Annotated in this window: 25 protein-coding genes; 15 read left to right on the plus strand and 10 right to left on the minus strand. The window is 63.3% G+C overall.

Annotated features, from left to right (window positions below; genetic code table 11):
• Positions 1-23: 23 nt before the first annotated feature.
• The 3 genes from IVB19_RS26740 to lanM form a co-directional block, all read right to left on the minus strand.
• Complete coding sequence (locus tag IVB19_RS26740; RefSeq protein WP_018460298.1) at positions 24-929, minus strand: DUF6662 family protein; 906 nt, start codon at positions 927-929, stop codon at positions 24-26.
• Positions 930-965: 36 nt separating this feature from the next.
• Complete coding sequence (pqqA, locus tag IVB19_RS26745; RefSeq protein ID WP_018460299.1) at positions 966-1,046, minus strand: pyrroloquinoline quinone precursor peptide PqqA; 81 nt, start codon at positions 1,044-1,046, stop codon at positions 966-968.
• A 171-nt stretch (positions 1,047-1,217) separates the two neighbouring features.
• Positions 1,218-1,610, minus strand: coding sequence for a lanmodulin LanM (lanM, locus tag IVB19_RS26750; protein ID WP_026233996.1), 393 nt, complete (start codon positions 1,608-1,610; stop codon positions 1,218-1,220).
• Positions 1,611-1,955: 345 nt separating this feature from the next.
• Here lanM and IVB19_RS26755 point away from each other — a divergent pair, with 345 nt between their 5' ends.
• The 5 genes from IVB19_RS26755 (at position 1,956) to IVB19_RS26775 (ending at position 6,572) form a co-directional block, all read left to right on the plus strand.
• Positions 1,956-3,620, plus strand: a complete 1,665-nt coding sequence (locus tag IVB19_RS26755) for a methanol/ethanol family PQQ-dependent dehydrogenase (RefSeq protein ID WP_247820098.1) — start codon at positions 1,956-1,958, stop codon at positions 3,618-3,620.
• A gap of 10 nt (positions 3,621-3,630) precedes the next feature.
• A complete protein-coding gene (locus tag IVB19_RS26760; protein ID WP_018460302.1) occupies positions 3,631-3,987 on the plus strand; it encodes a c-type cytochrome in 357 nt (118 codons plus the stop codon).
• Positions 3,984-4,913, plus strand: coding sequence for a substrate-binding periplasmic protein (locus IVB19_RS26765; protein WP_018460303.1), 930 nt, complete (start codon positions 3,984-3,986; stop codon positions 4,911-4,913). The genes IVB19_RS26760 and IVB19_RS26765 overlap by 4 nt, the downstream gene beginning before the upstream one ends.
• 113 nt (positions 4,914-5,026) lie before the next feature.
• The gene (locus IVB19_RS26770; protein WP_085384845.1) at positions 5,027-6,016 is read left to right on the plus strand and encodes a Bug family tripartite tricarboxylate transporter substrate binding protein; all 990 of its coding nucleotides are present in this window, start codon (positions 5,027-5,029) and stop codon (positions 6,014-6,016) included.
• Between the two features lie 130 nt (positions 6,017-6,146).
• Complete coding sequence (locus tag IVB19_RS26775; protein WP_085350671.1) at positions 6,147-6,572, plus strand: hypothetical protein; 426 nt, start codon at positions 6,147-6,149, stop codon at positions 6,570-6,572.
• A 58-nt stretch (positions 6,573-6,630) separates the two neighbouring features.
• Here the strand turns inward: IVB19_RS26775 and IVB19_RS26780 are convergent, their stop codons facing one another.
• Complete coding sequence (locus tag IVB19_RS26780) at positions 6,631-7,599, minus strand: helix-turn-helix domain-containing protein (RefSeq protein ID WP_007601369.1); 969 nt, start codon at positions 7,597-7,599, stop codon at positions 6,631-6,633.
• A gap of 512 nt (positions 7,600-8,111) precedes the next feature.
• On the opposite strand from IVB19_RS26780, the gene xoxF5 reads away from it, so the two are divergent.
• The 7 genes from xoxF5 to IVB19_RS26815 all read left to right on the plus strand — a co-directional run bounded on the left by xoxF5 (position 8,112) and on the right by IVB19_RS26815 (position 16,010).
• Positions 8,112-9,917, plus strand: a complete 1,806-nt coding sequence (gene xoxF5, locus IVB19_RS26785) for a lanthanide-dependent methanol dehydrogenase XoxF5 (RefSeq protein WP_018460306.1) — start codon at positions 8,112-8,114, stop codon at positions 9,915-9,917.
• Between the two features lie 109 nt (positions 9,918-10,026).
• On the plus strand, positions 10,027-10,515 hold the full coding sequence (locus IVB19_RS26790; protein WP_007601366.1) for a c-type cytochrome, methanol metabolism-related: 489 nt from the start codon (positions 10,027-10,029) through the stop codon (positions 10,513-10,515).
• A gap of 61 nt (positions 10,516-10,576) precedes the next feature.
• On the plus strand, positions 10,577-11,686 hold the full coding sequence (locus IVB19_RS26795) for an S-(hydroxymethyl)glutathione dehydrogenase/class III alcohol dehydrogenase (protein WP_018460307.1): 1,110 nt from the start codon (positions 10,577-10,579) through the stop codon (positions 11,684-11,686).
• Between the two features lie 33 nt (positions 11,687-11,719).
• Positions 11,720-12,283, plus strand: a complete 564-nt coding sequence (gfa, locus tag IVB19_RS26800) for an S-(hydroxymethyl)glutathione synthase (protein ID WP_018460308.1) — start codon at positions 11,720-11,722, stop codon at positions 12,281-12,283.
• Between the two features lie 642 nt (positions 12,284-12,925).
• Complete coding sequence (locus IVB19_RS26805; RefSeq protein ID WP_007601363.1) at positions 12,926-13,378, plus strand: (2Fe-2S)-binding protein; 453 nt, start codon at positions 12,926-12,928, stop codon at positions 13,376-13,378.
• Position 13,379: 1 nt separating this feature from the next.
• On the plus strand, positions 13,380-15,692 hold the full coding sequence (locus IVB19_RS26810) for a xanthine dehydrogenase family protein molybdopterin-binding subunit (protein ID WP_247820099.1): 2,313 nt from the start codon (positions 13,380-13,382) through the stop codon (positions 15,690-15,692).
• Positions 15,693-15,749: 57 nt separating this feature from the next.
• Positions 15,750-16,010, plus strand: coding sequence for a hypothetical protein (locus IVB19_RS26815; protein WP_247820100.1), 261 nt, complete (start codon positions 15,750-15,752; stop codon positions 16,008-16,010).
• Positions 16,011-16,316: 306 nt separating this feature from the next.
• On the opposite strand, the gene IVB19_RS26820 is transcribed toward IVB19_RS26815, so the two are convergent.
• The 5 genes from IVB19_RS26820 to IVB19_RS26840 form a co-directional block, all read right to left on the minus strand.
• Positions 16,317-18,044, minus strand: coding sequence for a methanol/ethanol family PQQ-dependent dehydrogenase (locus tag IVB19_RS26820; RefSeq protein ID WP_018460311.1), 1,728 nt, complete (start codon positions 18,042-18,044; stop codon positions 16,317-16,319).
• A gap of 116 nt (positions 18,045-18,160) precedes the next feature.
• A complete protein-coding gene (locus tag IVB19_RS26825) occupies positions 18,161-18,814 on the minus strand; it encodes a QcrA and Rieske domain-containing protein (RefSeq protein WP_018460312.1) in 654 nt (217 codons plus the stop codon).
• A 264-nt stretch (positions 18,815-19,078) separates the two neighbouring features.
• Positions 19,079-19,543, minus strand: coding sequence for a group III truncated hemoglobin (locus tag IVB19_RS26830; protein ID WP_247295107.1), 465 nt, complete (start codon positions 19,541-19,543; stop codon positions 19,079-19,081).
• 139 nt (positions 19,544-19,682) lie between these two features.
• Positions 19,683-20,534, minus strand: coding sequence for a 3-hydroxybutyryl-CoA dehydrogenase (locus tag IVB19_RS26835; RefSeq protein ID WP_018460315.1), 852 nt, complete (start codon positions 20,532-20,534; stop codon positions 19,683-19,685).
• Positions 20,535-20,792: 258 nt separating this feature from the next.
• A complete protein-coding gene (locus IVB19_RS26840; RefSeq protein WP_026233998.1) occupies positions 20,793-22,271 on the minus strand; it encodes an FAD-binding oxidoreductase in 1,479 nt (492 codons plus the stop codon).
• Positions 22,272-22,493: 222 nt separating this feature from the next.
• Here IVB19_RS26840 and hisC point away from each other — a divergent pair, with 222 nt between their 5' ends.
• Both hisC and IVB19_RS26850 read left to right on the plus strand, forming a co-directional pair.
• The gene (gene hisC, locus IVB19_RS26845) at positions 22,494-23,546 is read left to right on the plus strand and encodes a histidinol-phosphate transaminase (RefSeq protein ID WP_026233999.1); all 1,053 of its coding nucleotides are present in this window, start codon (positions 22,494-22,496) and stop codon (positions 23,544-23,546) included.
• Between the two features lie 217 nt (positions 23,547-23,763).
• Positions 23,764-24,462, plus strand: coding sequence for an ABC transporter permease (locus IVB19_RS26850; protein ID WP_018460318.1), 699 nt, complete (start codon positions 23,764-23,766; stop codon positions 24,460-24,462).
• Here the strand turns inward: IVB19_RS26850 and IVB19_RS26855 are convergent.
• Complete coding sequence (locus IVB19_RS26855) at positions 24,436-25,245, minus strand: ABC transporter substrate-binding protein (RefSeq protein WP_026234000.1); 810 nt, start codon at positions 25,243-25,245, stop codon at positions 24,436-24,438. The two genes, IVB19_RS26850 and IVB19_RS26855, sit on opposite strands and share 27 nt — an antisense overlap.
• Positions 25,246-25,417: 172 nt before the next feature.
• Between IVB19_RS26855 and IVB19_RS26860 the strand changes: the two genes are divergently transcribed.
• On the plus strand, positions 25,418-25,702 hold the full coding sequence (locus IVB19_RS26860) for a hypothetical protein (RefSeq protein ID WP_018460320.1): 285 nt from the start codon (positions 25,418-25,420) through the stop codon (positions 25,700-25,702).
• Positions 25,703-25,783 lie beyond the last annotated feature (81 nt).

Raw genomic sequence — 25,783 nt, forward strand, 5'->3', positions numbered from 1 at the left:
TGCCTGTCAACTCTCCCCGAGCGCTAGAAATTAACTCCAAAGACCAGCCTTGCCTGGTGGCGCTCGAAATTGACGAGGTCGAGATTGCCGCCCGATCCGGCCGGCCGGCCCCATGCCTGCATGCTCCAGCTCATGGTCAGGCGCGAGCGCTCGGAAAGCTGGAAATAAGCGGTCGGACCGACGAAGAGCGCCTGTCCTGCGAACTCGCCGAGGCCGATGCCTTCGTACTGCCGGAAGTAGCGCACCTCGCCGCCGAGCAGCACATCGGGCCGCACGCGCACCAGGCCGGCGAAGGCCGCGCCGATGGTCGAACTCTTTTCGGACAGTCCCGCCATTTCGAAACGCGCCCATTCGGGTTGATAGATCAGGTTGAGCGCCCCGATGGCGAAGTTCGGGATCAGCTCGCGATCGAAGGCGAGCGTGAAATCGGTACCGTACATCCGCCCTTTTGCTCCAGAAGTCTCGTCGATGCGGTCGCCATGGAGTTCGGCGGCGACGGTCAACCCGAATGGCGCGCGCTCGCGATCGAGCAGGCGATAGCGCAGGTCGAGCGAAGCGCCCTGAAAATTGAACTGGCGGCGGTCGCCGATGTCGGGGACGCCGGTGATGTCGTGCAGGGTGGCAGTGCCGCCGACCTCGATGCGAAAGTTCGGCAGCGGCACGATCTCGATCTCGACCTCCTGCGAGAGGGCGCGATAGGTCCCGCCTCCTTTGCCGAATCGGCCTGTCGTCTGAGTCTGGAATTCGCGCTCGCCGGGATTGCCGACATCGGTACCGATCATGAAGCCGAAGATGTGTTCGGTATCGAAGCCCTCTTCGGCGCGGACGCATGCCGGCGCGAGCGCGACGGTGCAGGCGGCTATGGTCCAGAATGTAAGGGCTCTCGCGCGCATCCCCGACACTACCACGGCTTCGACGGTGGTTGCCATCGAAGCCGCGGCAGGTCGTCAGTCTTACTTGTGGTCTTACTTGCGCAAAGCGCAGGCGTACATGTTGATTTCCATGCCGACCGGCACTTCCACGATCTTCGGAGCTTTCCAGGCCATTCGGGGACTCCCAAGGGATTGAGCGCGACATCGCGCCGGCGAAAACCTAGGGCTGCGTCAGCCACAGCGCAAGTCTGGAATCGCACCGTTGACACAGCGAACTGTCGCATCGCGCTTGCAAATTTCTCTCTCGGGCAACTCGCCTTCGCTCCCAGTCAAGCGGCGCGGTTCTCACCGCAACAAGCGCAGCAGCGCGCGACCGGCGCGCGAGTTCAGCTCCTTCGCATCCAGCGTTCCATCCTTGTCGGGATTCGCCGCGTTGAAGCGCTGCTCCACCACCGAGAGATATTCGTCGAGCGTGAGAGTCCCGTCGCGATCGGGATCGGCGGCGGCGAGTTCTTTCGCTGTTAACCGTCCGCGCAATTCGCGGGCGTCGAGCGTGCCGTCGTGATCGGGATCGAGCTTGGCGAACAACGCCGCCGCCGCCTTCTTCACCTCGGCAAGATCGAGGGTGCCGTCATTGTCGGTATCGAACGTCTTGACCGCGTTGCCGGAGGCCGACCATGCCGGACCGGACAGCAGTGCAATCGTGAGCGCAAGTGCAACAGAGCGACGCGATATCATGAAAACCTCCCTCACCAAGAGCTCCGATTCGAACCGGATCGAAACGACATAAGTCCACAAGCGAGCCTCGGTTCAAGTCCCGAATTGCAGCCTGCGCACCGCACAACTTGCAGAACCCGTCGGCGCGACCGCTGCCGTGGCGCACGCGCTCTGCTCCATGCCGCGGAATTTCTTCAGCGCCTGCGCACAAGTGAGAGTTGCTTTGTCAGGTCTCCGTCAGGTGACGGCATCCCGCGCCGCCTACCATATCGGCATCGCAATTACGACTTTCGTATTGACGCGTTTTGCATTCGGGCGGAGTGTTGCTGTCGCAGCGTCAATAGGCGCGCATATTGGGAGGGACGGATGAAACGCTTTGCGATGGCCGCGAGCCTCGTCATGCTTGCATCGACTTGTGCAAGTGCACAAACCAGCGAGCAGCTGGTCAAAGGCGCGACCGATACATCGAACGTTCTCAACTACGGGATGGGCTACAATCTTCAGCGTTTCTCGACGCTGAACCAGATCAACAAGGACAGCGTCAAGAACCTTGTCCCGGTCTGGAACTACTCTTTCAACGACGATCGCAGCGAGGAATCGCAGCCGCTGGTGTACCAGGGCGTGATCTACGTGACGTCGCACAACGCGACCATGGCGGTCGACGCCAAGACCGGCAAGCAGATCTGGAAATCCAAGGTCGAGTATCCTGCCGAAACGCCGCGCATCGTCTGCTGCGGCATCATCAATCGCGGCGCAGCACTCTATGAGGGCAAGGTGTTCCGCACCACGCTGGACGCCAACGTGATCGCGCTCGACGCCAAGGACGGCCAAGAGCTGTGGCGACAGAAGGCGGCCGATATCAAGGAAGGCTATTCGATGACGGTGGCGCCGCTGGTCGCCGACGGCGTCGTGATCACCGGCATCTCCGGCGCCGAGTTCGGCACCCGCGGCTTCATCGACGGCTGGGATCCCGCAACGGGCAAGCACCTGTGGCGCACCCATTCGATCCCCTCTCCGGATGAGCCCGGCGGCGACACCTGGAAGGGCGATACCTGGAAGCTCGGCGGTGGCTCGACCTGGATTACGGGCTCCTATGATCCCGAGCTGAACACGGTTTACTGGGGTATCGGCAATCCCGGACCGTTCAACTCGGCGGTACGCCCGGGCGACAACCTCTACACCTGCTCCGTGCTGGCGATGGATCCCAAGACCGGCAAGATCAAGTGGCACTACCAGTTCTCGCCCAACAATCCGTTCGACTATGACAGCGTGGCCGAGATGGTCCTCGCCGATATGAACGTCGAGGGCAAGCCGACCAAGGTGTTGATGGACGCCAACCGCAACGGCTTCTTCTACGTGCTCGACCGCACCAACGGAAAGCTGCTCGCGGCCAATCCTTACGTGAAGGTCAACTGGGCGACGGGAATCGACATGAAGACCGGACGTCCCATCGAGACCGACGTCTCGAAGGATGCGCGTGAGGGCAAGAAGGTGACCGTCTATCCGTCGATCCTCGGCGGCAAGAACTGGGAGCCGATGTCGTTCAATCCGCAGACCGGCCTCGCCTACGCCAACACGCTCGCCTTCGGCGGCAGGTACAAGACCGAACCCGCCACCTTCAAGCAGGGTGAATGGTATCTCGGCATGGACCTCACCGATCTCTGGGAATGGGGTGACGGCCCGCGCGGTCATCTGAAGGCGATCGATCCCATGACCGGCAAGGCGAAGTGGGAAGCACCCAGCGACATCCCGCGCTTCTCCGGCGTGCTGTCGACCGCGGGCGGTGTCGTGTTCTCGGGCGCGCTGACCGGCGAGTTCGAGGCCTTCGATGCCGATACCGGCAAGAAGCTCTGGCAGTTCCAGACCGGCTCGGGCATCGAGGGACAACCGGTGACCTGGCAGCAGGACGGCGTGCAGTATGTCGCCGTGACGAGCGGCTATGGCGGCGTCTACTCGCTGTTCTCCGGCGACGAACGGCTGGCCAAAGTCCCGCCCGGCGGCTCACTTTGGGTTTTTGCGGTCAAGCAATAACCACGGCACGATGCTGAGAAAGCTATCTCACAAGACGGTGGCGATCCTCGCCGCCGTCGCGGTGCTGACGGTCGCGCTTGCGGCGACCGTTCGTGCCGCGGATGATTCAACCGGCAATCCCGTGCAGGCACAGATCGACCACGGCAAGTCGACCTATGCCGAGAAATGCTCGCACTGCCACGGCCCCAACATGATGAACCCCGGCACCATCACGCCGGACCTGCGCGCCTTCCCCGACGACAAGACGCGCTTCGTCACCACCGTGAAGAACGGCAAGAACAACAAGATGCCGCCCTGGGCTGACATTCTCAGCGACGAGGAGATCGGGAATCTCTGGGCCTTCATCTCGAGCCGGAGAAAACCATGAGGCGCTGGCTGGCCGTTTGGAGCATTGCCGCGATTCTCGCGGCGGCGGCCGCAGCTGCACGCGCGGCCGACGATCCGCTCAAGATTTGTCTCGACGAGGTCAGGCCGCCGCTCTCCGTGCATCACAAGGGCAAGCCCGGCTCGGGTTTCGACGTGCTGCTGGCGCAGGCGATCGCCGACCGGCTCGGACGGCCGCTGACGATCCAGTGGTTCGAGAGCAAGCTGGACGAGGATTCGAGCCCGCAGCTCGAGGCCAATGCGCTGCTGTCCGATGGGCGTTGCTCGCTCGTCGGCGGCTACGCGCTGACGACGGACTCCCTCGTCAAGCCCGGCATGAAAACGGCGCGCTTGCCGGATTTTGCCGGCGCCACGCGCGACGACCGGCGCCGCCGCGTCGCGCTCGGCGTGCTCGCGCCGAGCCAGCCCTATGTCTACTCGCCGATGACGGTCGTGCTCGGGCCGAAGGCGCGGGGTCGCAACATCGGCGATATCGGAGATCTCGCCGGCCTGCGCCTCGTCATCGAGAGCGGCTCGCTCGGCGATGCGATCCTCATGACCTTCGACAAGGGGCGCCTGATCGACGACATCACGCATCTCGTCCCCGGCCGCGATGATCTCCTCGGCGCACTTGCCCGTGGCGATTATGACGCGACGCTGATCGACCTCGGCCGCTTCGACGCCCATCGCGCCGCGCACCCCGACACGGCGATCACCGCGTCCGGCTATTACTATCCGATCGGGGCCAATCGCGGCTATGTCGGGCTGGCCAGCGATCCCGCACTGCTCGACGCCGTCAACAAGGCGCTGACCGGGCTTGCTGCCGAGGGCAAGATCGCCGAATTCGGCACACAGGCGGGGCTGAGCTATCTGCCGCCGCGGGAGCCTGCGATCCTTGGCGACGTCTGGTTGAAGATCATTCAGCGCTAGTGGACAGCTGGCGCACCCAGCGCGGCCCTTCGAATGCGCCAATCTGTCTCGCCAGCCACCCATGGCAGAGGCGACCCGATGCAGTACCGTCGGCGACAACCCGGGAGAGAATCATGTCCGCAAAACTCGATCGCCGCCGCTTCATCGCCGCCGGCACCACCACACTCGCGATGCCTTTCGTCTCGCGTGGCGCCTCGGCGCAGGCTGCGTGGCCATCGCGGCAGATCCGCATGATTTGCAGCTATCCCGCCGGCGGACAGACCGATCTGCTCGCGCGCGCCTATGGTGAATTCATTGCCAAGCAGGTCGGAAAGACCGTCGTCGTCGAGAACAAGCCCGGTGCCGCCGGCGCGATCGGGACGGCGGAGGTCGCCCGCGCAGAGCCCGACGGCCACACAATCCTGTGCTCGATCTCGACCACCTACATCATGAACCGGGTGGTGATGAAGACTCCCGGCTACGACATGGACAAGGATTTGACGCTGGTCAGCGTCATTCCGGGCGCCGGCCTGTTGCTGGTGGCGAACCCGAAAACCGGCGTCAAGACGCTGGAGGATTTCGTCGCCTTTGCGCGCAAGAGCGGCAAAGTCAACTTCGGCACCTATAGCGCGGGCTCGGCCCCGCATATGACGGTCCACGAGCTCAACAAGCAGTATGGCCTTGCCATCGAGCCGATCCACTATCGCGGCGAAGCCCCGATGTGGACGGGCATGCTGGAAGGTACGCTCGATGTGGCCATGGGCAGCTACACCGCAGCGCAATCGGTCTTGCAAAGCGATCGCGGCACCGTGTTCGCGGTGCATTCGAAGAAGGTCGACGCCATCCCTGATATCAAGACCCTCCCCGAGCAGGGCGCGACGTCGAAATTCTTCACCGTCAGCGGCTTCTCCGGTTGGGCCGTGCCGAAAGCGACACCGCAGCCGGTCGTCGACCGCCTGGCGGAGCTTTGCGTCGCTGCCAACAGCGATCCGAAGGTGAAGGAGGTTCTCAACACGTTCGTGCTCGAACCCGCGATCGGCTTCAAGGAAACCAACGCCCTGTATCAGCGCGAGCTGCCGATCTGGATCGAGAGCGCGCGATCGCTCGGCCTCGAACCCGCCTGAACCGCGAGGCATGACGCCCTTCGCAGCGCGGCGTCCGACCAAAGCCTAGTGCCGGAAGCGCATTTTCCCGCTATGATTGTGCGACGCTGGCGGGAAGGTCTCGCCGGCGCGGACGAGAAAGGCCGATCCCATGACACCGGATGGCGTTGCCGTAGCCGTCATGATCATCCTACTCTTTCCGATGGGCTATTTCACCCTGGCGTCTCCGGCCTTCCTGCTGGTGAAGCTGGATATCCAGCCCGTCGCCCAGCTTTTGCGCGGAATGTTCAATGCGCATTTTCTGGTGATGCGCGTTGCCGGAATCATCGGAGCGGTCGCTTTCCTGCTCGACGGTCGTCTGGTCGCAGCGATGGGCGTTGGCCTCCTTGCAGCCTTGGCGATCTATGGGCGCCGCTGGTTCATGCAACAGATGGACGAACAGCTCAGCGCCAGGGACGCCGGCGATGCCGAGGCCCCGCGCCGGCTACGCCGACTGCATTGGAGTGGAATGCTGGGCAACGCGGTGTTGCTCGTCGCTCTCCTGACCAGCATTCCCTACATCGCCATATCGGCATGAGAGACATCGCGGGCGCGTGACGGTCAACCGTCGCGTCGACTCCGAACCTGGCGTTTGCCTAGTGCTCGTCCGCCGCAACCGCGCCCTGTTGCGCCTTGTGGATCGAGGACGGCACTACGCCGAAATATTTCCGGAACACCCGGCTGAAATGCGATGAGCTGGAGAAGCCCCAGGAGAACGCGACGTCGGTAATGGTCTTGCCGGCGTGGGCCTCGAGCTCCTGGCGGCAATTCTGAAGACGCGCCTGCCAGATGTAGTCGCTCACCGTGGTGCCGCGCTCCGAGAACAGCATGTGCAGATAACGCTTGGAGCAGCCCAGTTCGCCGGAGATCTGGTCGATGCACAGATCCGGATCGCGCAAATGCTCGCGGATGAAGAATTGCGCGCGCACATAGGTCGCTTCGGGTCCGACGCGATCGAGCATCGTGTCGGCCTCGCGCAGCGGCAGCAGCAAGAGGTCGATCAGCGAATCGGCGACGCCGACCGCACTGTTCGCCGACAGCTTGGCCGCCTCGTCGAAGGTCGCATGGACGAAATCATGGGCGATGCGCCCCGTCCCCGTGCGTGAGGTCAATTTGCAGGCGGGCATTCGCTGCGACGGGAATCCACGGTCGCGCAGCAGCGCCTTCGGCACGATCACCACGTCATGGCGCGTGAAAGCGGGACTGATGATCGAATGCGGACAGGAGACGTCATAGGCGATGATGTCGCCCGGGTTCAGCTCGATGTGGCGGCCTTCCTGCTCGAAATAGGACACGCCGTAAGTCTGGAAGTGGATCTTGATATACGGGTGTTCATTGGCCTTGGCGCGCGCCAGCGTGTGCGCGATGCGATGTTGGCTGACCTCGATCTGGCAGAGCTTCAGACGCGAGACGCTGGTGTAGTCGATGCGGCCTTCGAGCGAAGACGCTTCCAGCGGATCTACGTCGAAATGCCCACACAGGCTGGTCAGCCCGTCGATCCAGCTTTGGATCTGACGTTTCGGCGTCATGCCCGTCGTCGAGAGCGTGTGAATCGTGTCGGACATTAATCCAGCCACTGGTTTGATCCGGAGATTTGACGCGAATCGCGAGCCGCGCTGCCGGAGCCCTGAACCGTGATTGCGTGACGTTTACCTCGATTTTGAGCGATCTTCTAGAACGAGCGCCATCGTTCCATTGCCACCCTTGTAAGTTAATCCTCCGCCTTAGTTGCAGCGCCGTCAAGCGGAACCTGAGCGGTGAAGGCGCTGCCAAAGCGTTGCGGAAGCCGCTGAATTCGCTACTGCAAAATCAAAAACTTCCGACCCGTGCGCTGTCAAGCAAACCAGCTTCTCTCTTGGGCAAGTTTCCCGATGACGAAGTCGTTAGGGATTGTATCAGGAACAACAAGAACGGGCCGCTCCGCACGTGGACCCGTGGCTCTCATCAGGAGGAGGAAACACCACAGCATCGTTTCTGGTCCAATCGTGACCGCCCTGCACGAGCAGACGCCGGACGAAAAGCCCGGCGATTAAGCAATGCTTCGGAAACAATAAACGAGACCAATGGAGGAATGACTATGCGCAAGGTACTACTCGCGGCCTATCTTGGCTCCGCGGCGGCTCTCGCCGTCGGCAGCGCGTCGGCCAACGACGAAGTGCTCAAGATGTCGCAGAACCCGAAAGACTGGGTGATGCCGACCGGCGACTACGCCAACACCCGCTATTCCAAGCTGAACCAGATCAACGCACAAAACGTAGGCAAGCTCCAGGTCGCCTGGACCTTCTCGACCGGCGTGCTGCGCGGCCACGAAGGCGGCCCGCTGATCATCGGCAACATGATGTACGTCCACACGCCGTTCCCAAACAAGGTCTACGCTATTGACCTTTCCAATGAGAACAAGATCGTCTGGAAGTACGAGCCGAAGCAGGATCCGAACGTAATCCCAGTGATGTGCTGCGACACGGTCAACCGCGGCCTGGCCTATGGCGACGGCAAGATCTTCCTGCATCAGGCCGACACCACGCTCGTCGCGCTCGATGCCAAGAGCGGTCAGGTGGCATGGACCGCGAAGAACGGCGACGCCAGCAAGGGCGAGACCGGTACTTCGGCCCCCATGGTCGTCAAGGACAAGGTGCTGATCGGCATCTCCGGCGGCGAGTTCGGTGTTCAAGCCCATATGACCGCCTACGACATCAAGACGGGCAAGCTGGCTTGGCGCGGCTACTCTGAAGGACCGGACGATCAGATCCTGGTCGACGCAGAGAAGACCACCGCACTCGGCAAGCCGGTCGGCAAGGACTCGAGCCTGAAGACCTGGCAAGGCGATCAGTGGAAGATCGGCGGCGGCGCCACCTGGGGCTGGATCTCCTACGACCCCGAGCTGAACCTCGTCTATTACGGGTCGGGCAATCCCTCGACCTGGAATCCGAAGCAGCGTCCCGGCGACAACAAATGGTCGATGACGATCTGGGCTCGCAACCCTGACACCGGCCAGGCCAAGTGGGTTTATCAGATGACGCCCCACGACGAGTGGGACTATGACGGCGTCAACGAGATGATCCTCTCGGACCAGGCCATCAACGGCCAGCCGCGCAAGCTGCTGACGCATTTCGATCGTAACGGCCTCGGCTACACGCTCGATCGCGCCACCGGTGAGCTTCTGGTCGCCGAAAAGTACGATCCGAAGGTGAACTGGACCTCCGGCGTCGACATGGACAAGAACTCGCCGACCTACGGCCGCCCGAAGGTGCTCGATGCAGCTTCGACCGACAAGGCGGGCGAGGACCACAACGTGAAGGGCATCTGCCCGGCCGCGCTCGGCACCAAGGACGAGCAGCCGGCAGCCTACTCGCCGGACACGCAGCTGTTCTACGTTCCGACCAACCACGTCTGCATGGACTACGAACCGTTCAAGGTGAGCTACACCGCGGGTCAGCCCTACGTGGGCGCAACGCTCTCGATGTATCCGCCACAGGGTGAAACCCACATGGGCAACTTCATCGCCTGGGACGGCAAGACCGGCAAGATCGTCTGGTCGAACAAGGAGCAGTTCTCGGTCTGGTCGGGTGCGCTCGCAACCGCGGGCAACGTGGTGTTCTACGGAACGCTCGAAGGCTACCTGAAGGCAGTCGACGCCAAGACCGGCAAGGAGCTCTACAAGTTCAAGACTCCCTCCGGCATCATCGGCAACGTCACCACCTATGAGAACGGCGGCAAGCAGTATGTCGCAGTGCTCTCCGGCGTGGGCGGCTGGGCCGGCATCGGTCTGGCGGCAGGCCTGACCGATCCGACCGCCGGTCTCGGCGCCGTCGGTGGCTACGCGGCGCTCAGCAACTACACGGCACTCGGCGGTACGCTGACCGTGTTCTCGCTGCCCAACTAGGCCTCTCAGCATCGCTCCGGCGCGTGGATCAACTCCACGCGCCGGCTCGTCTCACCGAATGCCTTCCGAGGAAAATCTCTTGCGTAAAATCTGCTCTGCCATTGCTGCGATGTTCTTGGTCGCGTCCGGGGGAATTGCCGTCGCTGACGGATCAGGTGACCCGACTGCCGTCAAGCAGAACGAAACCGGCGAATGGTCCGACAAGGAAGGCAACCCAACCTACAAGATCACCGACGGATCCGTCGACTGGTACACCTATTCCGGATACCGCCGCTATCACTCGGATTGCCATGTGTGTCACGGCCCGGACGGCATGGGCTCGACCTACGCCCCGGCGTTGAAGGATTCGCTGAAGACGATGAGCTATGCCGATTTTCTCGGCGTCGTCGCCTCCGGCCGCAAGAACATCTCGACTGCTGCAGAGAACGTGATGCCGGCCTTCGGCGATAACCCGAACGTCGCCTGCTACATGGACGATCTCTACGTCTACCTGCGCGCCCGCTCCAACGAGGCCTGGGGCCGCACAAGACCCGGCAAGCACGAGGACAAGAACGACGCCTATACCAAGAACGAAGATTCGTGCATGGGCAAGAAATGAACGTGCGGAGCCCGACCAGGACCTGGATCTGGGCGCCCTGCTGGAATTTAAGGAGCTTAAGATGAAGACACGTGCCGCCGTCGCTTTCGAAGCCAAGAAGCCGCTCGAGATCGTCGAAGTCGATCTGGAAGGACCAAAGGTCGGCGAAGTCCTGGTCGAGATCAAGGCGACGGGCATCTGCCATACCGACGCCTACACGCTCGACGGCTTCGACAGCGAGGGAATTTTCCCGTCGATCCTGGGCCATGAGGGCGCGGGCATCATCCGCGAGATCGGTGCTGGCGTGACCTCGGTGAAGCCGGGCGACCATGTCATCCCGCTCTACACGCCGGAATGCCGGCAATGCAAAAGCTGCCTCAGCCAGAAGACCAACCTCTGCACCGCGATCCGCGCGACGCAGGGCAAAGGCGTGATGCCCGATGGTACCAGCCGATTCTCCTACAAAGGCAAGCCGATCTACCACTACATGGGCTGCTCGACCTTCTCGAACTTCACCGTGCTGCCGGAGATCGCGGTCGCCAAGATCCGCGAGGACGCGCCGTTCGACAAGAGCTGCTACATCGGCTGCGGCGTCACCACGGGCGTCGGCGCCGTCGTTAACACCGCCAAGGTCGAGCCGGGCTCCAACGTGGTCGTGTTCGGCCTCGGCGGCATCGGCCTGAACGTGATCCAGGGCGCCAAGATGGCTGGCGCGGACAAGATCATCGGCGTCGACATCAACGACTCCAAGGAGGAATGGGGACGCCGGTTCGGCATGACCGACTTCGTCAATCCCAAGAAGATCACCGGCGACATCGTCCCGCATCTCGTGACCCTGACCGACGGCGGCGCCGACTATACCTTCGACTGCACCGGCAACACCACAGTGATGCGCCAGGCGCTGGAAGCCTGCCATCGCGGCTGGGGCACCTCGATCATCATCGGCGTTGCCGAATCCGGCAAGGAGATCGCGACCCGCCCGTTCCAGCTCGTCACCGGGCGAAACTGGCGCGGCACCGCCTTCGGCGGCGCGCGGGGCCGCACCGACGTGCCGAAGATCGTCGACTGGTACATGAACGGAAAGATCCAGATCGACCCGATGATTACCCACACGCTCAAGCTCGAAGACATCAACAAAGGCTTCGACCTGATGCATGAGGGCAAGTCCATCCGTTCAGTCGTCGTGTTCTAGTTCGAAAAGCGTCACCCCAAGGAGGATCGACCCATGACTGTTGCACTCCATCCCTCGATCGATAACGGCATCAAACAGGGCAGCGGCAGCTTCGCCGGCGGCACGCTCGCATGCAAATGCAAGGACCATCAGGTCAAGGTCGCCGTCAAGGGCGACGTCGCGCATAATCACGCCTGTGGCTGCACCAAGTGCTGGAAACCGCAGGGGGCGAATTTCTCCGTCGTCGCCGTGGTACCCCGCCAGAACGTCACCGTGCTCGAGAACGGCGACAAGCTCCAGATCGTCGATCCATCGGCGACGATCCAGCGCTACGCCTGCAAGGCCTGCGGCACGCACATGTACGGCCGCATCGAGAACAAGGATCACCCGTTCTACGGCCTCGACTTCATCCACCCCGAACTGTTCCAGGAGCAGGGTTCGCAGGCGCCGCAATTCGCCGCCTTCGTCTCGTCGGTGATCGAATCGGGCGTGAAGCCGGAGCAGATGGGCGGAATACGGGCTCGGTTCAAGGAGCTTGGACTTGAGCCCTATGACTGCCTGTCACCGGCGCTGATGGACGCGATCGCGACCCACGTGGCGAAAGCCAAGGCCGCTTAAGCAAAGGCCGCCTGAGCAAAGGTCGCCTGACGTTTGCTGCGCCCCGTCCGCTCGCGTTCCACCACACCCAGCGAGCGGACGGAGCCGGCCCGGGACAATCGCGGCGATGCCGCCGCTTTTCAACTGCACTTGTGTGGGGACCGTCAACTCCCTCAGTCCTGGTCTCTGAATGACTGCGCAGGGCCGCCGGCTTCCGGCTTGAAGTCCGCGGCCTGCGTTTCTCCCTCCCTCGACTGAGGCATCCTGCTTCGTCCGCACAGGTCTTCTGGCGGACGAAGCTCTTTTTTTAGTGCGCCCATCTCGAGAGGCGCGCGGCGCGATGGGGCGCCCTGCTTTTGACAAACCTTCGTTGCAATCTTTTCCCGTCGAGAACAGCTGATTGGAAAACACTTGGCTGTGAACGCCAGACCGAAGCGATCCTGCTACGATCGCGTCGTGACGATGCCGCGCGAAATTCAATAATCAAGAACACGACGGGAGGTATCGAGCACATCCGGACATGACATTGGCATTCCTCTGAGTCCTGCCGGGATCTGCCCGCGCGGGAGGACGGCTGGAACGCGACGCCGCGCAGCGGGCGTTCCACCGACCGGCATCTGGAAAATCTGAAATCGGCAAGCTTATGAAGAGCGAGGGACGATCATGATCAAGGTGAAGATCAATGGCCAGGAACAGAGCTGGGACGGCGACCCGGATCTCCCGCTACTCTGGTTCCTGCGCGACGAGGCCGGGCTGACCGGCACCAAGTTCGGCTGTGGCCAGGCCCTGTGCGGCGCCTGCACCGTTATCGTCGACAAGGAAGCCGTGCGCGCCTGCATCACGTCGATCAACGACGTCGCCGGCCGCGAGATCACGACGATCGAGGGACTGCATCCGAACGGCGATCACCCGGTGCAGAAGGCCTGGCGTCAGGTCAACGTACCCCAGTGCGGCTTCTGCCAGGCGGGCCAGATCATGCAGGCGGCTGCGCTGCTGATGGACAACCCGAAGCCGTCGCACGACCAGATCCGCGAGGCGATGTCCGGCAACATCTGCCGCTGCGGCTGCTACCAGCGCATCGAGAATGCGGTCCATCTCGCATCGACGGGAGTGTGACATGAATTTCATCGACAACCCGAAGAAGCTTCGTGGCTTCGAGAAGAACATCAAGGTCGAGAAGGTTTCGCGCCGCAGCATCCTGAAGGGGCTCGGCATCACCGGCGGCTTTGTGCTCGCGGCGCCCGTGATGTCGCGCCAGGCGTTCGCCTACGAGACCGGCGCCGGCAAGATGCCGCACGGCGTCGTGGTCGATCCGCGCGTATTCGTCGCGGTCGCGCCCGACGGCACCGTCACCATCCTCGCCCACCGCGCCGAGATGGGAACGGGCGTGCGCACCAGCCTGCCGCTGATCGTGGCCGAGGAGATGGAAGCCGACTGGTCACGGGTCAAGGTGGAACAGGCCCATGGCGACGAGGTCAAGTTCGGCAACCAGGACACCGACGGCTCGCGCAGCACGCGGCATTATCTGATGCCGATGCGCCAGATCGGTGCCTCCGCCCGTACCATGCTTGAGCAGGCCGCCGCGAAACGCTGGGGTGTGCCGGCAACCGAGGTCAAGGCCGTCAATCACGAAGTCGTCCACAGCGCGACGAGCCGCAAGCTCGGGTTCGGCGCGCTCGCAGCCGACGCTGCCAAGGAGTCGGTCCCGAGCATCGAAGGGCTCAAGCTGAAGGACCCCAAGGACTTCCGCTATCTCGGCAAGGGCCAGATCGGCATCGTCGATCTCCATGACATCACCACCGGCAAAGCGCGTTACGGCGCCGACGTGCGGCTGCCTGGCATGAAGTATGCCGTGATCGCGCGCCCGCCGGTGACCGGCGGCAAGTTGGTCTCGTTCGATCCGGACGCGGCGTTGAAGGTCCCGGGCGTGGAGAAGGTGATGGAGGTGCGCGGCTGGCCGTGGCCGTCGAAATTCCAGCCGCTCGGCGGCGTTGCCGTGATCGCGCGCAATACCGGCGCGGCGATCAAGGGTCGCGACGCGCTGAAGCTGACCTGGGACGATGGCGCCAACGGCAAATACGATTCCGTCGCCTACCGCAAGGAGCTCGAGGAGGCCTCGCGCAAGCCGGGCCTTGTGGTGCGCCAGGAAGGCGATGCCGAGGCTGCTCTGAAGGGCGCCGACAAGGTCGTCGTCGGCGAATATTATCTGCCGCATCTTGCTCATGTCAGCATGGAGCCGCCGGTGGCGGTCGCCGACGTCAAGGGTGACAAGGCGGAGATCTGGGCGCCGGTGCAAAGCCCGGGCGGTACGCGCGAGGACGTCGCGAAGACGCTCGGCATTCCCGAGGGCAATGTCACGGTCAACGTCACGCTGCTCGGCGGCGGTTTCGGCCGCAAGTCGAAATGCGACTTTGCGCTCGAGGCCGCGTTGCTGTCGAAGGAGCTCGGCGTACCCGTCAAGGTGCAGTGGACGCGCGAGGACGACGTCCGCCACGATTTCCTGCACACGGTCTCCGTGGAACGGATCGAGGCGGGGCTCGACAAGAGCGGCAAGGTGATCGCTTGGCGCCATCGCAGCGTGGCCCCGAGCATCGCCTCGACGTTCGCGGCGGGTGCAAAGCATGAGGCGCCCTTCGAGCTCGGCATGGGCCTCGTCGACATGCCGTTCGAGATCGCTAACATCTCCTGCGAGAACCCGGAAGCCGCGGCGTTCACCCGCATCGGCTGGTTCCGCTCGGTCTCGAACATCCCGCGCGCCTTCGCGGTCCAGTCGATGGTGGGCGAGATCGCCCATGCGACCGGCCGCGACCAGAAGGAGACGCTGCTCGCGCTGATCGGGAGCCCGCGCATCGTCAAGCCCGCCGTGAAGGACATGTGGAACTACGGCGAGCCCTTGGACAGCTATCCGATCGACACCGCGCGCCTGCGCAAGGTGGTCGAGCTGGTCGCCGAGAAGGGCGAATGGGGCCGTCAAGTGCCGAAGGGCCATGGCCTCGGCATCGCCGTGCACCGCAGCTTCGTCAGCTATATCGCGACCATCGTCGAGGTGGCCGTCGACGACAAGGGCAAGCTGGCGGTGCCGCGGGTGGACACCGCCATCGACTGCGGCACCTATGTCAACCCCGAGCGCATCGCCTCCCAGATCGAGGGCGCGGCGATCATGGGGCTCAGTCTCGCCAAATACGGCGAGATCACCTTCAAGGACGGCAAGGTGCAGCAGAAGAACTTCGACGACTTCCAGGTCCTCAGGATCGACGAATCCCCTGCGGTGACCAACGTCTACATCGTGCCGCCAGGACCCGACACGCCGCCGAGCGGCGTGGGCGAGCCTGGCGTCCCGCCATTCGCGCCGGCGCTGATGAACGCCATCTTCGCCGCGACCGGAAAGCGCATCCGCAGCCTTCCGCTCGGCAAGCAATTGGAAGCGTAAAGGCGGGAACACAAGGCGGCCTCGCGCCGTTTGCATCGATCTGACAGGAGCAGATCGATGACCCATATCCCAAAGGCGCTCGCAGTCTCGTTGCTGTCGAGCGCCTTTCTTTTGACGGCCACTGGCGCATACGCCCAGAGCAACACCACGCCGCCGACAACGGCGACGCGCCCCAGCACGCCGGACCAGAACTCGCTGCCCAACGCCAATGCCACGCCGCCCTCGACCACCCAGACTACCGGACAGCACAATCCCGATCCCAAGGCTCGCGAGATGAACCAGAAGGAAAAGGACAAGGTCGAGCGCGAGGGGAAGTAGCGATCTGAGCATCGGCGTTTTGACATCGCGAATATCGGCTCTACTTCTTCGCCGAAGCGCATCGATGTGCCCTCTTTCCTTGCGGGAGAGGGCAGCGACGCCAGTTGCCACGATCACGCGTGGGTGGGGGGTATGCCTGCGCGGGTCCGCACATTGAGACGCGCGGATAGAACCCCTCATCCGGCGCTTCGCGCCACCTTCTCCCGCAGGGGAAGAAGGGACAACGCCCACGCAAAATGCGGCGGACGTTACCGTCCGCCGCATTTGCCCCCTGACACTCCGCTTCTTTCGATCCGCCAGCGGGGCCTATTTCTTCAGCGCGAACACCCAGATCACGCCGCCCTGCGGCACGTTGGCTTCGATGCCGATATTGTTGGTCACGAGGGCATCCTGGATGCGCTGCGCATCCACGCCCCATCCCGACTGGATCGCGATGTATTGCGTACCGTCGATCTCATAGGACACCGGCATGCCCATGATACCGGAATTGGTCTTCTGCTCCCACAGCAGCTCGCCACTCTTGGCGTTGAAGGCGCGGAAGTTGCGGTCGTTGGTGCCGCCCACGAAGACGAGATCGCCCGCGGTCGCCGTCACCGATCCGAACAGCTGCGATTTCGGGAAGTTGTGTTGCCACATCTTCTTGCCCGTAACGGGGTCCCAGGCCTGGAGCTCGCCGAAATGATCCGCCCCGGGCTTCGTCTTCAGCCCGATGTCCTCCGGCTTGGTGCCGAGCCAGAGTTCGCCGGGCTTGAGCGGAACCTTCTCGCCGGTGAACCCGCCGCAGAAATTCTCGTTGGCGGGCACGTAGACGAGGCCGGTCTTCTGGCTGTAGGCCGCCGAGGGCCAATCCTTGCCGCCCCACAGCGACGGACAGAACTCCACGCGCTTGCCGACCATCGGCTTGTGCGCGGGATCGACGATCGGCCTGCCACTCTCGGCGTCGATGCCCTTCCAGACGTCGGTGGAGACGAACGGCCAACCGGCGACGTAGTTGATCTTGGTCGGCGTGCGCTCGAGTATCCAGAAGATCGCATCGCGTCCCGGATGGACCAGACTCTTGATGTTGCGACCGTCGCGTTGCAGGTCGATCAACATCGGCGCTTCGACCTCATCCCAATCCCAGGAATCGTTCTGGTGATACTGATGATAGGTCTTGATCTTGCCGGTGTTCGGATCGAGCGCGAGCACCGACGAGGTATAGAGATTGTCGCCCGGATGCATCTCGCCGGGCCAGGGCGCGGCGTTGCCTACGCCCCAATAGATCGTCTTGGTGTCCTTGTCGTAATTGCCGGTCATCCAGGCCGAGCCGCCGCCGTTCTTCCAGTCCTCGCCCTGCCAGGTGTCGTGGCCGGGTTCGCCTTCGCCCGGAATCGTATAGGTCCGCCAGAGCTCCTTGCCGTCCTTGGCGTCATAGGCGGCGACATAGCCGCGCACGCCGAACTCGCCGCCGGAGCCGCCCACGATGACCTTGCCGTCGACGATCAGCGGCATCAGGGTCATGTACTGGCCCTTCTTGTAATCCTGAACCTTGGTGTCCCACACCACCTTGCCGGTCTTGGCGTCGAGCGCGACGACATGGTCGTCGGTAGTGGCCAGATAGAGCTTGTCCTCCCAGAGGCCGACGCCGCGACTGGTCGGATGCAACTGGAACAGGTCGTCGGGGAGCTGCCGCTTGTAGCGCCAATATTCGTCGCCGGTCTTGGCGTTCAGCGCGATCACCTGGCCCATCGGGGTCGCCACGAACATCACGCCGTTGTTGACGATCGGCGGCGCCTCGTGACCTTCGACCACGCCGGTCGCGAAAGTCCAGACCGGGGTGAGGTTCTTCACATTCGAGGTGTTGATCTGGTCGAGTGGGCTGTAGCCCTGCCCGTCATAGGTCCGCCGGTAAAGCATCCAGTTGGCGGGCTCCGGGTTTTCCAACCGCTGCGCGGTAACCGGCGCGTAGTTCTCGATCGGGCCTGACATGGCGGCGGTCGATGCAAGACACGTGAAGGCGACAAAGCCGGACAGTAACCATTGCTTCCTGGTCATGGACGTTCCCCTTTTATATCCGTTTGAATTCTTGTTTTGAATTCTTGTCGTTCGTCCCGTCGTCCGCCCATCGGCGGATGCGGCCTCTCGTGACGCGGGCACAACCCGCACGCCCATCATCCCGGCTGCGCGCCACCTACCTTTCCGATGAAGTTCCCGGCGACGCTGAGCGAGCCGTCAGCCAGCGCCAGCGGCAGCGCAGCGAGCCGTCGCGGCGCCGGCCCGAACACGACCTGCGCGCCCGCGCGAGGATCGTATTCGGAGTTGTGGCACATGCATTTGAGCACTTCCTTGTCGCCGACATCGCTCTTCACCCAGGCCGTGACAGGACAGCCGGCATGCGAGCAGATTGCCGAATAGGCGAGGATGCCGTCGACAGCGCGCGCTTTCGTCTGCTCGTCGAGCTCGGTGGGGTCAAGGCGGATGATCAGAATCTCATTGAGGCGCGAGGCGCTGCGCACGACCGATGTCTTCGGATCTTTCGGCCAGGCATGCACCGGCGGTCCGCCGGCCGACAGAGCGGCCGCGGTGACGGGCTTTCCCTCCTGATCGCCTTCGGAGAACACGAGCAGATCGCCCTTCTGAGGCCGTTCGTCGGAGCCGGGCGCATCCTCGCCCGCGTGGACCTGCGTGGAACAGGCGAGGCACGCCGTGGTGGCCAGCGCATTCATCAACAGCGCCCGCCGGGTTTGCTCCGTGCAGGCGTCAGCGTCGGATTCCGCTGTGTTGTCGGAGGATGAAGAGGATGTGTTGAACGATGCACGCGACATGCCCGCAAGCAGGCGCTGGAACTCTGCCGAAAAAAAGGCAAAGATTTTTTCCCGCAGTGCATCACATGGTTATGCTCGCACTGATTGAACGAGAACACGCGCATTTACGCGCATTTTTCTAATTGCAACGTCACGCTACGCGACCGGCATGATGATTTTGCAGATCAGATCAATGCTGCCGGTATTGGTGCAATGCGCCGACGCTCGGCGCCATCGTAGCGCCATCAGCGCGGCTGCGCATTTCTCAGGCAGGCGTTTTGTGTTCTAGGAGCGGAGCACGTGACGCGGCGCAGCGATGCGTCCGGCCAACGTTGCCGACGCCATCTCAAAACTGTCGGCGATGCGGCGCGCCCTGTCGATGAAGAGCGCGGCTGCCGGCGGCGGGCAGACCTCGCGTGCCGTCTGTTCGAACAAATCGAGCCAGCGGTCGAAATGATCCCCGATCAGGTTCAGTGGCATATGCGCCCGCATCGGTGAACCATGGTAGCGGCCGCTCATCAGCACGACCGACGACCAGAAATCCCGGAGCTTGGCCAGATGCTCGTCCCAATTCTGCACGTTCGCGAACACCGGCCCCAGCAGCTCATCCTCGCGGATGCGCCCGTAGAAGCGGGTCACGAGTTCCCCGATCATCTCTTCGGTGATCCCCGTGCGCTCGATTGCATCCTGGGTCAGCAAATTCCGCCGCGCGGTCGCAGCCTCGCGCTCGGCCTTCAGTCGATCCGACATGTCCCTTGTTATCCGTTCCGTTGTTCCCGCACGGCGCCCGTTCGACATTGTCGGGCCGATTGCGCGCGGCGTCTTTGTCGCAGCGCAAATCGCGGGGTCTGGCGGCGAGCACACTCAACGCCCGCCGCCCGCGCCGTTGTCAGGCGCTGTAGGTATAAAAGCCCTGCCCCGTCTTGCGGCCGAGATGGCCGGCATCGACCATTTCCTTGAGCAAGGGGGCCGGACGGTATTTGGGGTCGTTGAAGCCTTTGTAAAAGACCTCCATCACCGACAACATGGTGTCGAGCCCGACGAGATCGGCGAGCGCCAACGGGCCGATCGGATGGTTGCAGCCGAGCTTCATGCCGGCATCGATCTCTTCCGCCGTCGCAATCCCCTCCTGCAGCGCGAAGATCGCCTCGTTGATCATCGGACAAAGGATGCGGTTGACGGCAAAGCCCGGGCTGTTCTTGGCCGTGATCGCCACCTTGCCGACGCGCTTGGCCAAATCGAGCGCCTTGGCGTGGGTGTCGTCGGAGGTCTGCAAGCCGCGGATGAGCTCCAGCAGCGCCATAACTGGAACCGGATTGAAGAAGTGCATGCCGATGAATCGGTCGGGACGGTCGGTCGCCGCGGCGAGCTTCGTGATCGAGATCGACGAGGTGTTCGTGGCGAGCAGCGTGCGTGGCGACAGCGTCGCACAGAGATCCTTCAGGATCTTGACCTTGAGTTCCTCGTTCTCGGTCGCGGCCTCGATGACGAGATCGCAATCGACGAGCTTGGCGCGGTCGGTGGTGCCGGTGATGCGCTTGAGCGTGGCGTCGCGATCGCCCGCCGACATCTTCTCCTTCTTGACCAGGCGCTCGAGGCTGCCGCCAACCGTCGAAATCCCGCGGTTCACCGCCGCATCGGAAATATCGACCATCACGACCGAAAGCCCGGCCGCGGCACAGATCTGCGCGATGCCGTTCCCCATGGTGCCTGCCCCGATGATGCCAACGCTTTGGATCATTGCCTCAAATCCTTCATCCTTGCGGACGTGCCATGCCGGCCCGCCCCTTTGTTCCTGCATCAGGGTCTAGCACCGCCCCCGGGCGGGTGCGACCTGATCCTGTCCCTTCCTTAAAGCATCCAAGGCGGGAATAAAGCCGCCTTTCGGCCGCCACACGGCATGATTTGACGCCCCCGGCTGTTTGGCCCGGCCTATCCGCGGCATCCGTCTCCGTGAGCGCCGAGCGTTCGGGAGCACCGGGCTTGAGGTGGGCACAGCTCAACCGAGACGAAGCACCTTGCCCGGATTCATGATGTTCTTGGGATCGAGCGCCCGCTTGATCGTGCGCATGATGTCGAGCTCGGTCCGGGAACGGTAGTGCTGGAGCTCGTCGAGCTTTTCGATGCCGATGCCATGTTCCGCCGAGATCGAGCCGCCCATGAAGGTGACGAGGTCGTTGACGGCCCGTGTGATCGCCGCGGAATATTGGGAGAGCGTATCGCGGTCCATGCCCTTCGGGCCCATGAAGGAGAAGTGCACATTGCCGTCTCCGATGTGGCCGAGCGGATAGGGGCGGATCGCCGGCAGGATTGCGAGTACGGCCTCGAGACCGCTGTCGATGAACTCGGGAATCCTGGAGACCGCGACCGACACGTCGTAGCTCAAGCCCGGACCTTCGGTGCGCGATGCCTCGGCCACGCTCTCGCGAATCCGCCACATGTTGCGCGACTGCGCTTCGGTTTGCGCGATCACCGCATCCAGCACCCGGCCCGTCTCGAGTTGGTCGGCCAAGAACTGCTCCATCCTGTCCGACATGCCCGTGCCTCCGTCCTGCCGTGGCCGTGCCGATGACCATTCGAGAAGGAGATACCATTCCGTCTCAGCCTTGAGGGGATCCTGGGTGCCGGGAATGTGGCGCAGCACCATGTCGGTGCACGCACGGCTGATGAGCTCACAGGAGCCGACATTGTCATCGGAAGCGGCATGCGCCTCCGACAGAAGGTCGATGGCTGCCTTGGGATCGCGAATTGCGAGCCATGCCGTGCACACGTCTTTCGGCGCCGGCCAGAGTTTCAGCACCGCCTTGGTGATGATGCCGAGCGTCCCTTCGGCGCCCATGAACAGATGCTTGAGGTCATAGCCGGTGTTGTCCTTCTTGAGTGCGCGCAGGCCGTCCCAGATATCGCCGTTAGCCAGCACGACCTCGAGACCCAACACCAGATTTCGCGCATTGCCATAACGCAGCACCTGCACGCCGCCGGCATTGGTGGACAGATTACCTCCGATCATGCACGAGCCCTGAGCACCGAGGCTGAGCGGAAAGAGGCGGTCGTGGCGCGCGGCTGTGTCCTGAAGCGTCTCGAGGATGCAGCCCGCCTCCACAGTCATAGCATAGCCGACGGGATCGATATTCAGCACCTGGTTCATGCGACCAAGCGACAGCACGATGCCGCGGTGCATGGGCCACGGCGTGGCACCGCCCATCAGGCCGGTGTTGCCACCTTGCGGAACGATGGCAATGCCGTTGTCGTAGCAGAGCTTGACGACAGCGGAGACTTCCGCGGTGATGGCCGGACGCACGATCGCCGCGGCCTGCCCCGCCAGCGTGCCGCGCCAGTCGGTCACGAAGGGCAGCTTGTCCTGCTCGTCCACGATCAGGCCTTTGTCGCCGACGATGGCCCGCAAGCGGTCGAGAACGGCTGACGTCACCGGCGCGCTCGGAATCGAGGGGGCGGTGGGAAGGGCTGCACCCGGCATGTGTTCCTCTCTTTTCGGCCGTTGCGCGCCTTGGGGCGCGCCGGCCTTCGTTCTTTTTCATTCTGGGCGGTGGTGCAATGACCCTAGCATAGGGGTCGCGCTTGCGGGAACGTCTCCGGCAGTAAGCCTCGTGCGGATTTGCCTGCAATGCTGAACGCAGGCGCACTTCCACCGGGCTCCCGCATACCCTACTGTGCCCCGATCAAATTCGGATTGGAGCTCATGAGCCGTTTCTGGAGTCCAGTCGTCCACACGCTTTCGCCCTATGTCCCCGGCGAGCAGACCAAGCAGGACGGCATCGTCAAGCTCAATACCAACGAGAATCCCTACCCGCCCTCGCCGCGCGTGCTGGCGGCGATCGCATCGGCCGCGGAGCGGCTGCGCCTTTATCCCGATCCGCGCGCAACGCGCCTGCGCGAGGCCATCGCGGCCCATTGCGATGTGGCGCCCGAGCAAGTGTTCGTCGGCAACGGCTCCGACGAGGTGCTGGCCCACACCTTCCAGGCACTTCTGAAGCACGAACCACCGCTTCTATTCCCCGACGTCACCTACAGCTTCTACCCTGTCTATTGCGGCCTCTATGGAATAACGCATGACGAGGTGCCGCTCGATGCTGCGATGAGGATCGATATCTCCGACTACAGGCGACCATCGAGCGCCATCCTGCTCTGCAATCCGAACGCTCCAACCGGCATCGCCCTTCAGCGCGACGCCATCGCATGGCTGCTCGCCGAACAGCCGGACCGGCTGGTGGTGGTGGACGAGGCCTATGTCGATTTCGGCGCCGAGAGCGCCGTGCCGCTGGTTGCACGCCACGACAATCTGCTGGTTATCCAGACTTTCTCGAAGTCGCGCTCGCTCGCTGGCCTGCGGGTTGGTTTTGCCATCGGCCAACGACCGCTGATCGAAGCGCTGGAACGGGTGAAGGACAGCTTCAACTCCTATCCGCTCGATTGCCTCGCGATCGCCGGCGCCGTCGCCGCGATCGAGGACGACGGCTGGTTCCGAGACACCCGTGCCCGTATCATCGCAAGCCGCGAAACCTTGGCCCGCGATCTCAGACAACTCGGCTTCGATGTGCTGCCGTCGCTCGCCAACTTCGTTTTCGCGCGCCATCGAAGCCGGAGCGGAGCAGATCTCGCGGCAGCGCTTCGCCAGCGTGGCGTTCTGGTCCGGCATTTCGGAAAGCCGCGCATCGAGGACTTTCTGCGCATCACGATCGGAACGGAGGCCGAGTGTGCCCGGCTCGTTGAAGTGCTGCGCGGCTTGATCTGAGCCCCGACCGTCCCCGCATCGGGCAAAAGATGAGGCCGAACGCCACCTCGTACCCATGCCGCGCAAGGCTTTGATTTCCGGTCAAATTCGGGTTACCAAACCGCTCCGCCGCTGCCTTGCACGACGCTGCCCTCAGGGAAATATACGTGAATCACCCCCGCAGTCCCGAAATCGGCGCACCCGAGGCATCGTGGCGGGCGCCGAAGCTCGGGCACGGATGAACGACTTCGCGCGATCCATCGGCGCCGCATTCACACTGATCGGCGAGGCCGACGCAGAGCTTTTGGGCATCGTCGGGCTGTCGGTGCGCGTCAGCCTGACTGCCAGCATCCTCGCGCTTCTGATCGGGGCGCCGTTCGGGGCGCTGCTTGCGATCACCCGGTTCCGTGGGCGGCAGGTCATCATCGTCCTGACCAATGCCTTGCTTGGCCTTCCGCCGGTCGTGGTCGGGCTCGCGCTCTATCTTCTGCTGTCGCGCTCGGGCCCGCTCGGGGCCGCCGGCCTGTTGTTCACGCCGGCGGCCATGGTGGTCGCGCAGACGCTGCTCGCCACACCGATCGTGGTCGCACTGGTGCACCGGCCGGCGAGCCTGCTGTGGGCGGAGTATGGCGACCTCGCACGGATCGACGGGCTGTCAACGCTACGCAGCATCGGCTTGCTGTTCGCGCTGGGCCGGACCTCGCTGCTGACGGCCTTTCTCGCAGCCTTCGGGCGCGCGATCGCCGAGGTCGGCGCCATCCTCATCGTCGGTGGCAATATTCGCGGTTTCACGCGCACGATGACGACCGCGATCGCGCTGGAGACCAGCAAGGGCGACCTGCCGCTGGCGCTCGGGCTCGGGCTGATCCTGCTCGCACTCAGCGTCGCAGTGTCGACCGTCGCCTTCCTGCTAGTGGGACGCGTTGGGGAAAAATAGCTGCTCGCCCCCGACCTTGTAGCCCGCGATGGCCTCCTGCCCCCCAGGAGAGATCAGCCAGTCGACGAAGGCCTGCCCGTCCCGCGCCTTCACGTTCGAATGCTTGGCCGGATTGACCAGCATGACGCCGTACTGGTTGAACAGCCGCTTGTCGCCTTCGGTGAGGACGGCAAGGTCGCCGCGGTTCTTGAATGACAACCAGGTGCCGCGGTCCGACAGCAGATAGGCGTTCGACGACGACGCCATGTTCAGTGCTGGACCCATGCCCTGGCCAATCTCGCGATACCAGCCGTCCTTGGCGGCACCGAGGTCGATGCCTGCCTCCTTCCACAGCCGCAGTTCGGCCGCGTGCGTGCCGGACTTGTCGCCGCGCGAGATGAACGGCGCCTTCACGGCCGCGATCTTGCGCAGCGCCTCGGCCACATCCTTGCCGCCGGCGATCTTGGCGGGATCGCTCTTCGGCCCGACAATGACGAAGTCGTTGTACATGACGTCGAAGCGCTTCACGCCCTCGCCTTCGGACATGAACTTGTCTTCGGCAGGCCTGTCATGGACGAACACGACATCTGCATCGCCGCGCCGCCCGATGTCGAGCGCCTGACCCGTACCGACGGCAACGACCTTCACGTCAACGTCTCTGGCCTTCGAGAACAGCGGCAGCAAGTAACCGAACAGCCCCGACTGTTCCGTCGACGTCGTCGAGGCCACAGTAATGGTGCGCTCCTGTGCGAACGCGATGGTGGACCAGAGCAGAACCGCTCCGAGAGTCATTATCCTTTTCATGCCTCGTCCTTACACAAGATGCTCGATGTTCCAAACTTTACCGTCGATAGAGCTGTACAGGGAACCTCGACAGCGCCGCAATGCGCTTGGTCATGAGCCTCGCGGCGCTCCTAAGTGAGGAACGTCCGCTCCGCGCGCAAGTTGTCGTCAAGGCAACCCAGGAGGAAACCAGATGAAGAAGATCATTTTGGCATCCGCGTGCATCATGGCGCTGGCGACCGGCGGCGCCTTTGCGCAGACACAACCCGCCCCAGGCGCATCCGGCCAGGGCGACGTTGGCCCTTCGTCGCGGGGCCCCGCGACCAAGGGCATGACAACCGGCGCGTCGTCGAACATGCAGAACGAGGCCGCCGACAGCAAGGGCAAGCAGACCCCGTCGGCCGGCGGCAGCAACACCAATAACATGGGCAGCCAGGCCGGCGGCGGCGCTGGCTCCGGCTCCGGCGCCGGAAAGTAGGCCGGTATCGATCGAAAATCCTGGAGAGGGGCGATCGTCCCCTCTCCAGAACCTTTGTGCCGTCAAAGCTTGTCGATGTCA

This window comes from Bradyrhizobium sp. 187 (assembly GCF_023101005.1).
GTDB lineage: Bacteria > Pseudomonadota > Alphaproteobacteria > Rhizobiales > Xanthobacteraceae > Bradyrhizobium > Bradyrhizobium canariense_D.

Excerpts from the sequence above, each read along its gene's own strand:
- IVB19_RS26740 (WP_018460298.1), bottom strand. The coding sequence starts at position 929 with ATGGCAACCACCGTCGAAGCCGTGGTAGTGTCGGGGATGCGCGCGAGA.
- pqqA (WP_018460299.1), bottom strand. The coding sequence starts at position 1,046 with ATGGCCTGGAAAGCTCCGAAGATCGTGGAAGTGCCGGTCGGCATGGAA.
- lanM (WP_026233996.1), bottom strand. The coding sequence starts at position 1,610 with ATGATATCGCGTCGCTCTGTTGCACTTGCGCTCACGATTGCACTGCTG.
- IVB19_RS26755 (WP_247820098.1), top strand. The coding sequence starts at position 1,956 with ATGAAACGCTTTGCGATGGCCGCGAGCCTCGTCATGCTTGCATCGACT.
- IVB19_RS26760 (WP_018460302.1), top strand. The coding sequence starts at position 3,631 with ATGCTGAGAAAGCTATCTCACAAGACGGTGGCGATCCTCGCCGCCGTC.
- IVB19_RS26765 (WP_018460303.1), top strand. The coding sequence starts at position 3,984 with ATGAGGCGCTGGCTGGCCGTTTGGAGCATTGCCGCGATTCTCGCGGCG.
- IVB19_RS26770 (WP_085384845.1), top strand. The coding sequence starts at position 5,027 with ATGTCCGCAAAACTCGATCGCCGCCGCTTCATCGCCGCCGGCACCACC.
- IVB19_RS26775 (WP_085350671.1), top strand. The coding sequence starts at position 6,147 with ATGACACCGGATGGCGTTGCCGTAGCCGTCATGATCATCCTACTCTTT.
- IVB19_RS26780 (WP_007601369.1), bottom strand. The coding sequence starts at position 7,599 with ATGTCCGACACGATTCACACGCTCTCGACGACGGGCATGACGCCGAAA.
- xoxF5 (WP_018460306.1), top strand. The coding sequence starts at position 8,112 with ATGCGCAAGGTACTACTCGCGGCCTATCTTGGCTCCGCGGCGGCTCTC.
- IVB19_RS26790 (WP_007601366.1), top strand. The coding sequence starts at position 10,027 with ATGTTCTTGGTCGCGTCCGGGGGAATTGCCGTCGCTGACGGATCAGGT.
- IVB19_RS26795 (WP_018460307.1), top strand. The coding sequence starts at position 10,577 with ATGAAGACACGTGCCGCCGTCGCTTTCGAAGCCAAGAAGCCGCTCGAG.
- gfa (WP_018460308.1), top strand. The coding sequence starts at position 11,720 with ATGACTGTTGCACTCCATCCCTCGATCGATAACGGCATCAAACAGGGC.
- IVB19_RS26805 (WP_007601363.1), top strand. The coding sequence starts at position 12,926 with ATGATCAAGGTGAAGATCAATGGCCAGGAACAGAGCTGGGACGGCGAC.
- IVB19_RS26810 (WP_247820099.1), top strand. The coding sequence starts at position 13,380 with ATGAATTTCATCGACAACCCGAAGAAGCTTCGTGGCTTCGAGAAGAAC.
- IVB19_RS26815 (WP_247820100.1), top strand. The coding sequence starts at position 15,750 with ATGACCCATATCCCAAAGGCGCTCGCAGTCTCGTTGCTGTCGAGCGCC.
- IVB19_RS26820 (WP_018460311.1), bottom strand. The coding sequence starts at position 18,044 with ATGACCAGGAAGCAATGGTTACTGTCCGGCTTTGTCGCCTTCACGTGT.
- IVB19_RS26825 (WP_018460312.1), bottom strand. The coding sequence starts at position 18,814 with ATGTCGCGTGCATCGTTCAACACATCCTCTTCATCCTCCGACAACACA.
- IVB19_RS26830 (WP_247295107.1), bottom strand. The coding sequence starts at position 19,543 with ATGTCGGATCGACTGAAGGCCGAGCGCGAGGCTGCGACCGCGCGGCGG.
- IVB19_RS26835 (WP_018460315.1), bottom strand. The coding sequence starts at position 20,534 with ATGATCCAAAGCGTTGGCATCATCGGGGCAGGCACCATGGGGAACGGC.
- IVB19_RS26840 (WP_026233998.1), bottom strand. The coding sequence starts at position 22,271 with ATGCCGGGTGCAGCCCTTCCCACCGCCCCCTCGATTCCGAGCGCGCCG.
- hisC (WP_026233999.1), top strand. The coding sequence starts at position 22,494 with ATGAGCCGTTTCTGGAGTCCAGTCGTCCACACGCTTTCGCCCTATGTC.
- IVB19_RS26850 (WP_018460318.1), top strand. The coding sequence starts at position 23,764 with ATGAACGACTTCGCGCGATCCATCGGCGCCGCATTCACACTGATCGGC.
- IVB19_RS26855 (WP_026234000.1), bottom strand. The coding sequence starts at position 25,245 with ATGAAAAGGATAATGACTCTCGGAGCGGTTCTGCTCTGGTCCACCATC.
- IVB19_RS26860 (WP_018460320.1), top strand. The coding sequence starts at position 25,418 with ATGAAGAAGATCATTTTGGCATCCGCGTGCATCATGGCGCTGGCGACC.